The 14,240-nt window shown below is 59.5% G+C and carries 12 protein-coding genes and 2 pseudogenes; 11 read left to right on the top strand and 3 right to left on the bottom strand.

The genetic code is table 11. The annotated features are described in order from the left end of the window. Positions 1 to 185: 185 nt before the first annotated feature. From ACI2KB_RS02840 to ACI2KB_RS02805, 8 genes are all read left to right on the top strand, one after another. Complete coding sequence (locus ACI2KB_RS02840) at positions 186 to 1,436, top strand: transaldolase family protein (RefSeq protein ID WP_404631163.1); 1,251 nt, start codon at positions 186 to 188, stop codon at positions 1,434 to 1,436. After that, positions 1,433 to 2,068: an SDR family oxidoreductase gene (locus tag ACI2KB_RS02835; protein WP_404631161.1), complete on the top strand. Its 636-nt coding sequence runs from the start codon at positions 1,433 to 1,435 to the stop codon at positions 2,066 to 2,068. Before ACI2KB_RS02840 ends, ACI2KB_RS02835 begins: the two co-directional genes overlap by 4 nt. Before the next feature lie 38 nt (positions 2,069 to 2,106). Then, positions 2,107 to 3,294, top strand: coding sequence for a hypothetical protein (locus ACI2KB_RS02830; protein ID WP_404631159.1), 1,188 nt, complete (start codon positions 2,107 to 2,109; stop codon positions 3,292 to 3,294). Further along, entirely contained in the window at positions 3,254 to 4,045 is a 792-nt protein-coding gene (locus ACI2KB_RS02825; protein WP_404631157.1) for a class I SAM-dependent methyltransferase, read from the top strand. The genes ACI2KB_RS02830 and ACI2KB_RS02825 overlap by 41 nt, the downstream gene beginning before the upstream one ends. A gap of 43 nt (positions 4,046 to 4,088) precedes the next feature. Then, positions 4,089 to 4,358, top strand: a complete 270-nt coding sequence (locus ACI2KB_RS02820; RefSeq protein ID WP_404631729.1) for a CGNR zinc finger domain-containing protein — start codon at positions 4,089 to 4,091, stop codon at positions 4,356 to 4,358. Between the two features lie 165 nt (positions 4,359 to 4,523). Then, entirely contained in the window at positions 4,524 to 5,237 is a 714-nt protein-coding gene (locus ACI2KB_RS02815; RefSeq protein WP_404631727.1) for an endonuclease/exonuclease/phosphatase family protein, read from the top strand. After that, positions 5,234 to 6,484, top strand: coding sequence for a cardiolipin synthase ClsB (gene clsB, locus ACI2KB_RS02810; protein WP_404631155.1), 1,251 nt, complete (start codon positions 5,234 to 5,236; stop codon positions 6,482 to 6,484). Before ACI2KB_RS02815 ends, clsB begins: the two co-directional genes overlap by 4 nt. Next, positions 6,481 to 7,485 carry a lysylphosphatidylglycerol synthase domain-containing protein gene (locus ACI2KB_RS02805; protein WP_404631153.1) on the top strand — a complete coding sequence of 335 codons (1,005 nt, stop codon included), beginning with the start codon at positions 6,481 to 6,483 and terminating at the stop codon, positions 7,483 to 7,485. The genes clsB and ACI2KB_RS02805 overlap by 4 nt, the downstream gene beginning before the upstream one ends. A gap of 139 nt (positions 7,486 to 7,624) precedes the next feature. Here ACI2KB_RS02805 and ACI2KB_RS02800 read toward each other — a convergent pair. From ACI2KB_RS02800 to ACI2KB_RS02790, 3 genes and pseudogenes are all read right to left on the bottom strand, one after another. Then, positions 7,625 to 8,056: pseudogene (locus ACI2KB_RS02800) on the bottom strand (methyl-accepting chemotaxis protein); the annotation flags it as partial. A gap of 105 nt (positions 8,057 to 8,161) precedes the next feature. Beyond that, positions 8,162 to 8,845 (bottom strand): annotated as a pseudogene (locus ACI2KB_RS02795) (PAS domain-containing protein); the annotation flags it as partial. A 290-nt stretch (positions 8,846 to 9,135) separates the two neighbouring features. Beyond that, positions 9,136 to 10,059 (bottom strand): MurR/RpiR family transcriptional regulator, encoded by a 924-nt coding sequence (locus ACI2KB_RS02790; RefSeq protein ID WP_404631151.1) that lies wholly within the window; start codon positions 10,057 to 10,059, stop codon positions 9,136 to 9,138. 367 nt (positions 10,060 to 10,426) lie between these two features. On the opposite strand from ACI2KB_RS02790, the gene iolC reads away from it, so the two are divergent. The 3 genes from iolC to iolB are packed head-to-tail and all read left to right on the top strand — an operon-like array spanning position 10,427 to position 14,157. After that, complete coding sequence (iolC, locus tag ACI2KB_RS02785; RefSeq protein ID WP_404631149.1) at positions 10,427 to 12,364, top strand: 5-dehydro-2-deoxygluconokinase; 1,938 nt, start codon at positions 10,427 to 10,429, stop codon at positions 12,362 to 12,364. Between the two features lie 60 nt (positions 12,365 to 12,424). Beyond that, positions 12,425 to 13,345 (top strand): myo-inosose-2 dehydratase, encoded by a 921-nt coding sequence (gene iolE, locus ACI2KB_RS02780; RefSeq protein ID WP_404631147.1) that lies wholly within the window; start codon positions 12,425 to 12,427, stop codon positions 13,343 to 13,345. Between the two features lie 2 nt (positions 13,346 to 13,347). Beyond that, entirely contained in the window at positions 13,348 to 14,157 is an 810-nt protein-coding gene (iolB, locus tag ACI2KB_RS02775; protein ID WP_404631145.1) for a 5-deoxy-glucuronate isomerase, read from the top strand. Positions 14,158 to 14,240 lie beyond the last annotated feature (83 nt).

Raw genomic sequence — 14,240 nt, 5'->3', positions numbered from 1 at the left:
TGTTTTTTTAATTATTAAAGTGCATAGCGTTATGAGGATTGGTGATGAGGAATCCATTAAAACGCGTTTGACAGGTTATCCGTACGGATCCATCTTTACCCCCGATGGTTCAGAGCTGCTGACTATCAGTCTGATTGGACTGGCCTTTTGCCCGGTTTGCCCACAACCTTCGTTTGTTTTCATCGATGACTGCGCAAAGGACTCTGCCCATGGATGTCCCCGGATTCGCTCGCCTGTTGAAACATAAAAATGTGGACTCTGAAGTCTGGTGGGATGCAGCGCCCCTGAGTTATGAATCATTCAAGCAAACACTGATTGTCAAATACCCGGATGCCTTCGATTGTATTGAAAGTCTGTTACCCGACACGTTCAGTGAAAGTCGTTTTGGTATAAGCGGTGCCACCACCAGTCCGCGATCAATTGCTCAGGAAGTGCTGAGAAATCCTCGACCATCGCAGGAGGTGATCAATCATCTTGCGGCGGATATGTCGGATGACGAAGCGGTGCGTTGTGTGCATGACCGCGTCATCGTTGAAAGCGCCAGGTTGTTATACCCCTTGTGGGAAGCTTCTCAAGGCGCGCGTGGCTGGCTGTCAGCGCAGGTGGATCGCACGGAGCGAGTGAGCACCGAAGCCATTGTCACCCGTGGTTTGCATCTGGCAGGTCTGGCGCCGAATGTCATGGTCAAGGTGCCTGGCAGCGAGCAGGGTTACCAGGCCATTGAATCGTTGGTTGCGCACGGCTGCTCGGTGAACAACACGTTCTGTTTCACGGTTTCCCAGGCGGCGGCTTGTCTGAAAGCCATCCACAACGGTCGATTGCGTGCTCAGGTGCTGGGTGTGGACACCGACCGTGCCCGTTATGTCATCAGTTTCATGATCGGCAGGCTGGGCAATGAGGCCGAGTTCGAGCGTCAGGCGCAGCAACGGCGCTTGTGCCTGACGGCAACGGATCGACGCTGGGCGGAGCTGGCGGTCTACCAGGCCATTCAGGCTCTGATGCGCCGTTGGCAAACGCCGGCTCGGCTGCTGTTGTGCAGTTTGAAAACCGACATCGATGTGCGTGGGCGCGAGCATTGCTGGCACCTTCAGCGCACGGGGGCGGACACGACCCTGTACACCCTGACGCCCTCGATCATCGAATTCATCGTACGCCGCCACCAACAGCGGCATCCCGTGGTCCCGGCGTCCGATTGGGTGCAACTGCCCAGCCGCGTATTGAATCGACTGATGGCGATTCCGTACTTCAACCAAGCGTACTTCGAAGGGGATCTGGCCCCGTTCGATTTCGCTCGCCATCCGGCGTTCGTCCAGGCCGCGCATGATGCACGCGAGGGGCTGGAGCGCTTGTCCGCCTTCGTCAAAAGCTGTGGCTCGCGTAGCCGTGCGCCAAGCGTCAGGGCTCAAAGCCCGCTGTCCATGGGGCACTGGTCATGAATCGCATGGTTGCGTTGCGGATGCATGACCGTTCGTGCTCGGCGGCGTTTGAGCGGGGCTTTATCGAGCGGGGCGATTTCGCGGAGTTTGCGCAGAGGCCGTTGGTCACCAAGCGTTTTACGAAATCTTCTGTCGGGTCACCCCACTCACCGGAAAAGCCCCCTGCGTCGTCAATGGCGATGATCTGGCCAGTCGCCCGGAAGAAACCGTGCGCCAATTGTGTGATCACTTGCAGCTGGAATTTTTGCCTCAAGCGATGCGCTGGGAAGCTGCATGCCCTGATCAATGGAAGGCCAGGCGTAGCGGGTATCGGGCAGCGGAACGCAGCACCCAGCATAGACGCGCTGTACGGCGCAACCAAGGCCGGAGTGATTGGACTGACCAAGGCCAATGCCTGGAATTTCGCCCCGCGGGTTCGCGTCAACGCGGTGTCCCCTACATTGGTACGAGACACGTTCATTCACGACCGAACTCCCGAACATCGCCGCAAAGCGTATGAGCGGCAGGAGATTATCGATGACCCCATAGAGCCCAAAGGCGTGGCCGACGTGATCATGTTCCTGTTGTCTGACCAGAGTCGGCATCTGACCGGAAAAGTCGTCCCGGTGGATAACGGTGCTTATCCCCGTTAACGGCATTGGTCGTCACATCGACAACACGGAGAAGTGTCATGCAACGGAAAAAGCTGCTTATCGTGGGCGGCGGTAATCTGTGCCTGCAGATTCTGCAAATCCTGGTCCCTCGCAATCAGTTCGAGTTTCATGTCGCCAGCCGTCATCGGGAGCACACCTTGCGCCTGTGCAACCTGGTCAGACTGGGCGCGCTGCAACAAAATGTGCCCGCCCGGATCGAGTGCTGGGAAATGGACCTGGTCGAATCCCGGATCGAACGCAACGCCGAGACGCTGGCGCGGATCAAGCCCGACATCATCCTCAACTGTGCGACGCTGCAATCCTGGCGAGTGATCACGCAACTGCCCAAGGAAGCCTTCGACGCGCTTGATCAGGCTCAGCTCGGCCCTTGGCTGCCCATGCATCTGGCCCCCGCGTATGCCCTGATGCGCGCAGTCAAACGGGCCTGCCCGAAAGCCCTGGTAGTCAATGCCGCGTTCCCTGATGCCGTGAATGCTGTGCTGTTCAAAGTCGGCATGGCCCCGGACGTGGGGGTTGGCAATATCGCCAATCTGGTGCCGGCCACCCGTTGCGCGATTGCACGTCTGGCCCGCTGTGAACCGCTGCGGGTGTGCGTGAAACTGGTCGGGCAGCATCATTTCAGTCACGTTGTGCCGCGTTACGGCCTGCCGCCTCAAGTGCCCTTCGATCTGTCGTACTGGATCGACGGGCAGGAGTGCAGCGACGAGTTCAATGCCGACGAGATTTTTGGCAGTGTTGCCGATCACTTCCGGCGTCTGGGAGGCGTCGATGGTCAATACCTGACGGCGATGTCCGCGGTCTCGGTATTGGAGAATCTGTTCGCCAACGAAGAAGTCCACGTTCATGCGCCCGGCCCCCATGGCTTGCCCGGTGGCTACCCGGTGAAGGTGGGTATGGGGCAGGTGCTCTTGGGGTTGCCTTACGGATTGCGCCGCGAGGAGGCCATCGCCATCAACGAGGCGGGTCAGCGTCAGGACGGTATTCAAAGCATTCTGGCGGACGGCACGGTCGTGTTCGCGCGCCAGCAGATGGACGTCATGGAGCAACTGATGGGGTTCTCCATGGCCACCATGAAAGTACAGGAGGTCGCCGACCGTGCCTCTGAATTGGGGCGCAAATACCAGGCCTTCGCCGATGCCATCCGCCAACAGGGAGTGAGCCACCATGCTATCCGACAGCACGCCGTTGATCGTCGCTTCGGGTGAGCGCCCCGATCAGGATTACGTCCGGCAATACAGCGCGGACTTTGTCAGCCGCTGGGATGAACTGATCGACTGGAACAAGCGCGCAGAGAGCGAGGGGGCATTTTTCACGGACCTGTTATTGCGCACGGGGGCTTGCCGGGTGTTCGATGCGTCCACCGGCAGTGGCTTTCACGCCGTGCAATTGCGTCGTGCCGGATTCGACGTGACCGCCTGTGACGGCAGCCCGACCATGGTGCGCCGGGCCAAGGCCAACTTTGCCAGTCGGGGGCTGGACATCCCGATCATTTGCCAGGACTGGCGTGATCTGGACCCGCAACGGCTGGGCGCCTTCGACGCAGTGCTCTGTCTGGGCAGTTCACTCTGTCATCTGTTTCAGCAAAGCGAACGTGTCGAGGTGCTCCAACGGTTTGGGCAGTTGCTTCGACCCGGCGGGATGCTGCTGATCGATCAGCGCAATTTTCAGGCGATTCTGGCCGGGTACTTCTCGTCGTCGGGGCGGTATGACTCCTGTGGCAAGACCGCCAGCGTGACGTTGGGAGAACTGAGCCCGTCGCTGTGCGAATTCGTTTACACCTTTGCCGACGGTGTTCGGCACTCCTTGAGTGTTTTCCCCATTTTGCCGGGCGTGTTGCGTGAAGAGTTGGCGCTGGCCGGGTTCGTCGTGGACAGCAGCTACGGCGATTTCAAACGAGTCTATGACCCGCTGCGTGCCGATTTCATCATTCATCAGGCCACGGCAGCGGGGGGCTGAATCAAGAAGGAGGTGTCCATGAACGTTCAGGGCCGCAACGCTTCTGACCTCACCTGACCGGCTACGCCTGAAGGCCTGTGCGACGCCGGATTGTGACTGGCTGTTTCTCGACACCTCGAAAAACGGACGACGGCGCTGGTGTCAGATGAACGTCTGTGGGCAAGGGAAAAGGCCAGGCGTTCAACGGGCAGTTTCAATTGACGCTCGTGCACCCTCGGTCGCACGTGTAGCACGCCAACCCAAAAAAGCGGGAACCTGTCCGGACCTCAAGCTTCATATCTCTTGTCCCGAGCGGTCATGGCATCGGCCATGACGGGAGCACAGAGAGGCTGTTCATGAGCGATTTCCGGCACGGCACCACGGCGCGGCCGCTCTGCGATCAGCGAGGAGCAACGCATTGACTCAGGTTCTGACCCCCAACGACGTCGCGGGACGACGGCAGACAGCGTCGGCAGAGATCACCCTGCATGTGCTGACCATGAACATGCACATGGGCTTCGGTTTTCTCAACCGCCGTTTCATCCTGCCCGAACTGCGTGATGCGGTTCGCAGTGTTTCCGCAGACGTGGTGTTTTTGCAGGAAGTTCACGGCGAGCATCAGAACCACGCCCGGCGCGTGAAGGGCTGGCCCACGATTTCGCAGTATGAATTCCTCGCCGACAGCATGTGGAACGACTTTGCCTATGGGCGCAATGCTGTCTATCCCCATGGCCATCACGGCAATGCGCTGCTGTCGAAATACCCCATCGTGCGCCACGAAAACCTCGACATTTCGATTCTGGGCACTGAACAGCGCGGTTTGCTGCATTGTGTGCTGGATGTGCCACGTTTTGGCGAAGTTCATGTGATTTGCGTGCACCTTGGCCTCAAGGAGGTGCATCGCCAGCAACAATTGGCGTTGCTGGCGGATCGGGTCATGACCCTGCCGTCTGACGCGCCTGTGATCATCGCCGGGGACTTCAACGACTGGCGCCTCAAAGCAGACGATGTGCTGGGGGCGACCGGATTGCGCGAGGTGTTTGTCGACGCGTTCGGCGCACCGGCCAAGAGTTTTCCGGCGCGCTTCCCCCTGCTGCGACTGGACCGAATTTACGTGCGCAACGCCAGGGCCGTGGCGCCCAAGGTGTTGTCCAATCGACCTTGGTCGCACCTGTCCGATCATGCGCCGCTGGCGGTGGAGGTGACGTTATGAAGGCCTTCAGCGATCGCTGCGGTGTCTGGCAGGACGGCAATTCGGTGGAATTGCTGATCAACGGCGAAGACTTTTTCAGCAAGGTATTCGAATGTATCCGCGCGGCACGGCAAGAGGTGTTGATTGAAACGTTCATCATTTTCGAAGACCGGGTGGGCGAGGGGTTGCAACGGGCGGTGATCGAAGCAGCGAGCCGGGGTGTGCGCGTGGTGATCACGGTGGACGACTACGGCACCAGCGATTTGAGCACCGCGTTCGTCCAGGAAATGATCTCGGCAGGGGTGCAAATTCAGCTGTTCGACCCGCGCCCCAAATTCATGGGCATGCGCACCAACCTGTTTCGTCGCCTGCACCGCAAAGTGGTGGTCATCGACGGGGAATTGGCTTTCATGGGCGGGATCAATTACAGCGTCGATCACATGGCCGACACGGGCATCACCGCCAAGCAAGACTACGCCGTGCTGGTGCGCGGACCGATTGTTGCGGACATCTACCGCTCGACCCTGAACATGCTCGGCCCGATGCTGCGGACCTCGTTCAAACCCCTTGATGTGATCACGCGCCACGCGGGGAGCGCTCGAATGCTGCTCGCCGAGCGTGACAACCGACGCCACACCACTGACATCGAAGAGCAGTATTTGCTGGCCATGCGCAGCGCTCATCAGCGCATCACCATCGCCAATGCCTATTTCTTTCCCAGCTATCGGTTCCTGCGGGAACTGCGCAATGCTGCGCGAAGGGGCGTAAAGGTCACGCTGATTTTGCAGGGCCAGCCGGACATGCCGTTCGTGCGCATGTGTTCGCGCCTGACCTACACGTGGCTGCTGCGCGAGGGTGTGGTGATTCACGAATACAAGCAGCGCGCGCTGCACGGCAAGGTCGCGCTGATCGATCAGGAGTGGTCGACGGTGGGGTCCAGCAACCTTGATCCGCTGAGCCTGGCGCTGAATCTGGAAGCCAACCTGTTCATACGTGATCGCGCGCTGAATCAGCAATTGCACGATCATTTGCAGGAGTTGGCGGCGGCCCACAGCAAGCAGGTCAATCTCAAGGGCTTGGCGAAAGGGCAGTGGTGGCGGGCGCCGATGATCTTTCTCAGTTTTCACTTCCTGCGCCACTTTCCGGCCATTGCCGGGCTGTTTCCCGTGCATGGGCCGCGTCTGAAACCGGTGCGCCCCCCGGAGGTGCTGCCCGAAGCACAGGCGCTCAAAGGCCAACTGTCGGCGGATCAGGAGAAGTCGCTATGAGTGCGTCTCACGTGTCCTCTCATCAACGCTCCGCGTCAGCACCCACGCAGCGCAGGGTCTGGCTGACCTGGGCCAAACGGCTGTTTACCTTGTTCTTTTTCATTGCTGTGCCGGTGCTGTTGTTCATGCTGGTGAAGAATCTGGATTGGAACGAGGTGACGCATGCACTGGAGTCGTACAAGCCCAGCACCCTTGCGCTGGGTTTTCTGGTGGCGACGGGCAGTTACCTGACCTACTGCGGATTCGATGTGCTGGCCCGGCGTTACACTGCGCACAAACTGTCGGTGAAGCAGATCGTGCCCGTGACCTTCGTCTGCTACGCCTTCAATCTCAACCTGAGTTCCTGGGTCGGCGGCATTGCCCTGCGATATCGGTTGTATTCGCGACTGGGGCTGGACGTGCCGACCATCACCCGGATTCTCAGTTTGAGTCTGATCACCAACTGGCTGGGCTACATGCTGCTGGCGGGGTTCGTGTTCGCGGGCGGGTTCATCGACCTGCCGGAGGGCTGGAAAATCGGCGACACCACACTGCAACTGATCGGCGTCGTACTGCTGGTGGTGTGCTTTGGGTATTTCCTCGCCTGCCGTTTTTCAACACGCCGGACCTGGACCATTCGTCAGCAGAAGCTGGTGCTGCCGTCGTTGAATCAAGCGTTGCGCCAGGCCTTGTTGGGCGCCCTGAACTGGGGGCTGATGGCACTGTTGATCTATGTGCTGTTGCCGGAAAAAGCATCTTATCCCGCAGTGCTGGGCATCCTGCTGATCAGCAGCATCGCTGGCGTCATCGCCCACATCCCGGCGGGGCTGGGGGTGCTGGAGACGGTGTTCATCACCTTGATGCAGCATCAGTTCAGCAAGGGTCAGTTGCTGGCGGCGCTGATCGGGTATCGGGTGATTTACTTTTTGATCCCGCTGCTGCTGGCCGTGATCGTTTATCTCGTACTGGAAAAACGCGCCAAGGCGATGCGCCTGCAAAATGAGGCGCGTAAGGCGGGCTGAGCTGCCTACACGCTGGACCAATGTGGGAGCCGCCTTGGTGGCGAAAGCGGTGTGTCATAAACGTATTCGTCACTGATGCACTGCATTCGCCAGCAAGCCGGCTCCCACAAAGATAGTGGTGCGGCCCGAAGGCTTCTGATCAATCCCGTCCCGCAAACACCCTTACCGCATCCACTGCATCGTTGGTCCCGTTGCTGATCTGAACGATCGCCGACCCCGCCTGATCCGCCAGATCCACACCTTTCACCGCGTTGGTGCGGGTGTTGTCCATGCTGACGATGGCCTGGCGGGTTTCGGTCTGGATCAACTGGATCATCTCGGAAATTTCCTGGGTCGAGCGGCTGGTGCGTCCGGCCAGTTGCCGCACCTCATCGGCCACCACGGCGAAACCCCGGCCCTGATCCCCGGCACGGGCCGCTTCGATGGCGGCGTTGAGCGCGAGCAGGTTGGTCTGGTCGGCAATGCTGTGGATGGTGTTGACGATGGCGGTTATCTGCTCCGAGCGCTCGCCCAGTTGGCCGATGATTCGTGACGAATCGTCGATATTGCGTGAAATCTGACGCATTTCGCTGGCCGCTTGCTGGATCACCTGAGTGCCTTGTTCGGCGACTTTCTGCGTCTGCACCGAGATGTGATACGCCTGCGCGGCGCTGTGGGCATCCTGCTCGTGCTTCTCGATGCGCGCGGTGACGTCGGAGGCGAATTTCACCACTTTGCTCAGTTTGCCGCAGGCGTCGTACACCGGGTTATAGGACGCCTCCAGCCAGAGGGTCTGGCCGTGCTTGCCCACGCGCTTGAACTGGCCGCTGAAAAATTCACCTTTGTTCAGGCGCCGCCAGAAATCCTGATAGTCACTGCCGCTGGTCAAATCGGCAGGGCAAAGCAGCTTGTGGTGCTTGCCCAGCAATTCCTGACGGCTGTAACCCAACAGGCGCAACAGATTGTCGTTGGCCGCAATGATGCGACCGTCCAGATCGAATTCGATGACGGCCATGGCCCGGTCGATGGCCTGCAACTTGTTGCGGGTTTCGCTCTCTGCCTGCAACTTGGCCGTGACGTCGGTGGCATATTTGACGACCTTCACCACCTTGCCGCTGGCGTCGCGTACCGGGTTGTAGCTGGCTTCCAGCCACACGGTGCTGCCGTCGCCCGCGACCCGTTGAAAGGTCGCGGAAACGAATTCGCCGTTGCGCAAGCGTGACCAGAGTTGCGTGTAGTCGTTACTGCGCGCGTATTCAGGCGTGCAGAAGGTGCGATGTTCCTTGCCGATCACCTGTTCGGGGCGATAGCGCATGGTCTTGAAGAAATTGTCGTTGGCACTGAGCACGACGCCATTGAGGTCGAACTCGATGCTCGCCATGGAACGGCTGATGGCTTCCAGCAAGCTGGCCTGATGGGAGACGGTCAGTTGCAGGTCCTGAATGACTTTGTTCTTGGACGAGTCGAAAAACATGATGGCGGCCCAGGCAAATGAAACGACAAAGGGATCCCGTTCCATGGCCTCTAGGGCAAGTATTTTGATGCCCGGCTGCGATTCCGTCTGCAGTGCAGAGATCATCACAAAGGTGATATCAAAAAGCTACACATTGTGTTGTACAGCTCGTCGGTTTTGTACAAGGTTTTCAGAAAAAGCCTCTCAACCCCGTATGACTAGTCCTCGAAGCCCACCTGTTCCGCAATCTCATCCACTTTCAGTTCCAATCGGTACGCCACGGCAATGAACAGCGCTTGACACAGACACAGCGTGGCGCTGAGCGAGCGGAAGGCGAACGAGCTGCCCTCATTGACCAACAACACCGCATTGGCGCGCTTGGCCAGCGGGGAGAGGTTGCTGTCGGTAATGATCAACGTCTTGGCCTGATGATGCTGGGCGATGCGCAGGCAGTGCTGGGTTTCCTTGCCGTAGGGCGTGAAGCTGATGGCGATCACCAGATCATTGGCGCGCACGCTGCGCATCTGCTCGCGATAACTGCCGCCCAGCCCCGAAATCAGGTGAATGCGCTTGTTGGTGTGCTGCAGGTTGTAAACCAGATAGTCGGCGACGGCGAACGAGCGGCGCACGCCCACCACATAGATGTTGTCCGCGTTGACGACCAGGTCGACGGCCTTTTCGAACGCCTCGTCATCCAATTCCAGTGCCAGCCGCTCAAGCCCCGACAACGTGGCGTTCACGCATTCACGCGCCAGATCGCCGCCACTGGCTTTCTGCGACTTGTTGGCGATCATGCTGCGAATGCGCTGCTGGTAGTTTTGTACCGGTGTGGCTTTGTGGGTGTAGGCCTCGCGGAATAGCGCCTGCATTTCGCTGAAGCCGCTGAAACCGAAGCGCTGGGAAAAACGCACGATGGCCGATGGGTGCACTTCGCATTCGCGGGCGATGTCGCTGATGCGGTCGACCATGATTCGGTCGCTCTGCTGGCTCATGTAGCTGGCGATGCGCTTGAGCTGGCGCGGCAGGCTTTCGTATTCGGTGGTGATCAGCTTGAGCAGGGCTTCGGCCGTTTCCGGCGCGGCGATGGGCGACGCGGTGCTGTCGTCGGTGTCGGGCAAAGACGGCTGATCGGTGTTGGACATGCAGGTGAATCCTCTGACTCGTTCAAGTGAAGCGCGGATGGCCGGTTCAGCAGGGTCCCTGTGGGAGCGAATTCATTCGCGAAAGGCCTGCCCAGGCGCTAGTTATGTGTCGGTTGGTACGTCGTCTCGCGAAAAATTCGCTCCCACAATTGGGGGCCGCGCTCAACTGCGCGCAGAGTTTAGCGTGGATCGTGCCTTGATCGCTTCTGTTTAGCACGATATGCCCCCAATTGCTAAAAATAGAAAAAAAGTTCCACATGAAAATAAATTAGAAAAAATCGTTGATCCTGCGCGCGGAGCGTTCTAGTCTGCATCCACGAACAGGGCTTCTCGAAAGCCTAGGCTTATAAAAATAAGAGGAGCCAGCATGGGCCAGACTCGTTTTGCCAGTGGACGTCCCTTGGACGTCGTGTGTCTCGGACGCCTGGGCGTCGATCTTTATGCGCAGCAGGTAGGGGCGCGGCTCGAAGATGTCAGCAGTTTCGCCAAATACCTGGGCGGGTCGTCCGCCAACATCGCTTTTGGCACCGCCCGGCTGGGCGTGAAGTCGGCCATGCTGACCCGCGTCGGCAATGACCACATGGGCCGTTTCCTCACAGAGTCCCTGGCTCGCGAAGGCTGTGATGTCAGCGGGATCAAGGTCGATGCCGAGCGCCTGACCGCCATGGTGCTGCTGGGCATCAAGGACCGCGAAACCTTCCCGCTGGTGTTCTACCGGGAAGACTGTGCCGACATGGCGCTGAACGCCGAAGACATCGACGAAGCGCAGATTGCCTCAAGCAAGGCGCTGCTGATCACTGGCACCCATTTCTCCACCGATCAAGTGTTCAAGGCCAGCAGCCAGGCGCTGGAGTATGCCGAGAAGCACAACGTCAAACGCGTACTGGACATCGATTACCGCCCAGTGCTTTGGGGCCTCACCGGCAAGGCCGACGGAGAAACCCGTTTTGTGGCTGACCAGGGCGTCAGCCAGCACGTGCAACGCATCCTGCCGCGCTTCGACCTGATCGTCGGCACCGAAGAAGAATTTCTCATCGCAGGCGGTTCGACCGACCTGCTCAGCGCCTTGCGCAAGGTCCGCGAGCTGACCGCTGCGACGCTGGTGGTCAAACTCGGCCCGCAAGGTTGCACAGTAATGCATGGTGCCATTCCGGCACGCCTCGAAGACGGCGCGATCTACCCCGGCGTGCGGGTCGAAGTGTTGAATGTGCTGGGCGCGGGCGATGCCTTCATGTCGGGATTTCTCAAAGGCTGGCTCAATGACGAAAGTGACGAGCGCTGCTGCCAGTTGGCCAATGCCTGCGGCGGTCTGGTGGTGTCGCGTCACGCGTGCGCCCCGGCCATGCCGACCCTGGCCGAGCTGGATTACTTGTTCAGCAGCCCGGTGCCGATTACCCGGCCCGATCAGGACGTGACGTTGCAACGGCTGCATCAGGTCAGCGTGTCGCGCAAGGACTGGAAACAGTTGTTCATTTTTGCCTTCGATCATCGCGGGCAGCTGGTAGAGCTGGCGCAGAAGGCCGGTCGCGATCTGGCCTGCATTCCTCAGCTCAAGCAACTGTTCATTCAGGCAGTAGAGCGGGTCGAAGCGGATCTGGCAAAACGTGGCATCGAGGCGGACGTGGGGTTGCTGGCCGATCAGCGCTTTGGTCAGGACGCGCTCAACGCAGCCACCGGACGGGACTGGTGGATCGCCCGTCCTGTGGAAGTGCAGGGTTCGCGTCCGTTGGCGTTCGAGCACGGCCGCTCCATTGGCAGCAATCTGGTGGCCTGGCCGAAAGAACAGATCATCAAGTGCCTGGTGCAATACCACCCGGACGACGAGCCGATGCTGCGTCTGGAGCAGGAGGCGCAATTGATGGGGCTGTATCAGGCGTCTCAGGCCAGCGGCCATGAATTGCTGCTGGAAGTCATTCCGCCGAAAGATCATCCCTCGACTCACCCGGACGTGATCTACCGCTCGCTGAAACGCCTGTACAACCTCGGGATTTACCCGGCGTGGTGGAAGATCGAAACCCAGCCCGCCGAGGTATGGGAAAAACTCGACGCGCTGATTCAGGATCGTGACCCGTACTGCCGTGGCGTGGTGCTGTTGGGCCTTAACGCTCCGGCCGAGACCTTGGCTGCGGGATTCCGCGAAGCAGGCAAAAGCACGACCTGCCGTGGGTTCGCGGTCGGGCGCACGATTTTCCATGAACCGAGCCGTGCCTGGCTGGAAGGCGAAATCGACGATGCTGGATTAGTCAGTCGGGTGAAAAGCACGTTTGAGTTTCTGATCGAGTCCTGGCGTGACGCCCGCGCTTGAATCAGGCCTGTTTATCGTTAGTCACGACCCTTTAGAGAAAAGAACAAGAAAGGTGCAGCCATGCCCGCTTCCGCAATCCGAATTGGCATCAACCCGATTTCCTGGAGCAACGACGACCTGCCCGCGCTGGGCGGCGAAACCCCGCTGAGCACAGCGCTCAGTGAAGGCAAGGACATCGGTTACGAAGGTTTCGAACTCAACGGCAAGTTTCCCAAAGACGCCAAAGGCGTGGCCGATGTGCTCAAACCTTACGATCTGGCACTGGTCTCGGGCTGGTATTCCAGCCGTCTGGCCCAACGTTCCGTGGCCGAAGAGATTGACGCCATTGCCAGCCATGTCGAACTGCTCAAACACAACGGCGCCAAGGTGCTGGTCTACGGCGAGGTGGCCGACTCGATTCAGGGCCAGCGCATTCGCTTGGTCGAGCGTCCGCGTTTTCACAGCGACAGCGCCTGGCAGGAATACGCCGACAAGCTCACGGAGCTGGCGCGCTTTACTCTGTCTCAAGGCGTGCGTCTGGCCTACCACCACCACATGGGCGCTTACGTCGAGGCCCCGGACGACATCGACAAACTGATGGCCCTGACCGGCAGCGAAGTGGGCCTGCTGTTCGATTCGGGCCACTGTTACATGGGCGGCGGTGACCCGTTGCAAGTGCTGCGCAAACACATCGACCGCGTCTGCCACGTGCATTTCAAAGACGTGCGCAAACCGGTGGTGCAACTGGCGCGCAACAACCTGTGGAGCTTCCCGGATTGCATCGTCAATGGCACCTTCACCGTGCCGGGCGATGGCGACATCGATTTCGCCGCGTTGCTGGACGTGTTGATGCAAGCGCGCTATGAAGGCTGGCTGGTGGTCGAGGCCGAGCAGGATCCGGCTGTGGCGCCGAGCTATGTTTACGCCAAAAAGGGCTATGACACATTGCGCAATCTGCTGGCTGCCGCGCAAGAAGCGAACCCTTCACAAAGGAGCCTGTGAACATGAACCTCCTGGTCAAAAGCAAAGCCGAGGGCCGCGATGTCGTGGCGTTGGACGAAGGGGTGTTGGAATACGTGGGCTTTTCGGCCCACCGGTTGACCGTCGGCGAGCGTCTGCCGGTCAATGCGGGGGACAAGGAGCTGTGCCTGGTGTTGCTCAGTGGTCGCGTCAGTGTCAGCGGCGAAGCGCCGGGGCAGGGCGCGTTCAACTGGGAAAACATCGGCGACCGGCAATCGGTGTTCGAAGACAAATCACCATTCGCGGTGTACCTGCCGCCCAATAGTCAGGCCCAGGTCACAGCGCTGAGTGCGGTGCAAATCGCAGTCTGCGCAGCGCCAGGCGATGCCTCGAAAGACTTGCCCGCACGCCTGATCAAACCCGAAACCATGAAACGCAGCGTGCGCGGCAAGGCGGCGAACACCCGTTACGTTTGCGACATCCTGCCGGACTCCGAGCCCGCTCATTCGTTGCTGGTGGTGGAAGTGCGCACACCGTCCGGGCATTCGTCCAGCTACCCGCCGCACAAACACGACAAGGATGACCTGCCGCACGAGAGCTTTCTCGAAGAGACCTATTACCACCAGATCAACCCGCCGCAGGGCTTCATCTTTCAGCGGGTCTACACGGACGATCGCAGCATCGATCAGGCCATGGCGGTGGAAAACAACGATCTGGTGACCGTGCCCAAGGGGTACCACCCGGTCAGCGTGCCCTACGGCTACGAGTCCTATTACCTGAATGTCATGGCCGGGCCGAAACGCGTCTGGCAATTCCACAACGACCCGCAGCATGAGTGGTTGTTGGATCTCTAAACCCGAATCCAGCGCTCAATCCTGTGGGAGCCGGTTTGCTGGCGAATGCGGTGGGTCAGTCATAGATGAGTTGGCTGACACTC

Source organism: Pseudomonas sp. NPDC088444 (genome assembly GCF_044900175.1).
Lineage (GTDB): Bacteria > Pseudomonadota > Gammaproteobacteria > Pseudomonadales > Pseudomonadaceae > Aquipseudomonas.
Note: the sequence above shows the minus strand (reverse complement) of the source record. Positions and strands in the feature narration are given on the sequence as shown.

Coding starts and splice junctions, on each gene's coding strand:
- ACI2KB_RS02840 (WP_404631163.1), top strand. CDS start 186: ATGACTGCGCAAAGGACTCTGCCCATGGATGTCCCCGGATTCGCTCGC.
- ACI2KB_RS02835 (WP_404631161.1), top strand. CDS start 1,433: ATGAATCGCATGGTTGCGTTGCGGATGCATGACCGTTCGTGCTCGGCG.
- ACI2KB_RS02830 (WP_404631159.1), top strand. CDS start 2,107: ATGCAACGGAAAAAGCTGCTTATCGTGGGCGGCGGTAATCTGTGCCTG.
- ACI2KB_RS02825 (WP_404631157.1), top strand. CDS start 3,254: ATGCTATCCGACAGCACGCCGTTGATCGTCGCTTCGGGTGAGCGCCCC.
- ACI2KB_RS02815 (WP_404631727.1), top strand. CDS start 4,524: ATGAACATGCACATGGGCTTCGGTTTTCTCAACCGCCGTTTCATCCTG.
- clsB (WP_404631155.1), top strand. CDS start 5,234: ATGAAGGCCTTCAGCGATCGCTGCGGTGTCTGGCAGGACGGCAATTCG.
- ACI2KB_RS02805 (WP_404631153.1), top strand. CDS start 6,481: ATGAGTGCGTCTCACGTGTCCTCTCATCAACGCTCCGCGTCAGCACCC.
- ACI2KB_RS02790 (WP_404631151.1), bottom strand. CDS start 10,059: ATGTCCAACACCGATCAGCCGTCTTTGCCCGACACCGACGACAGCACC.
- iolC (WP_404631149.1), top strand. CDS start 10,427: ATGGGCCAGACTCGTTTTGCCAGTGGACGTCCCTTGGACGTCGTGTGT.
- iolE (WP_404631147.1), top strand. CDS start 12,425: ATGCCCGCTTCCGCAATCCGAATTGGCATCAACCCGATTTCCTGGAGC.
- iolB (WP_404631145.1), top strand. CDS start 13,348: ATGAACCTCCTGGTCAAAAGCAAAGCCGAGGGCCGCGATGTCGTGGCG.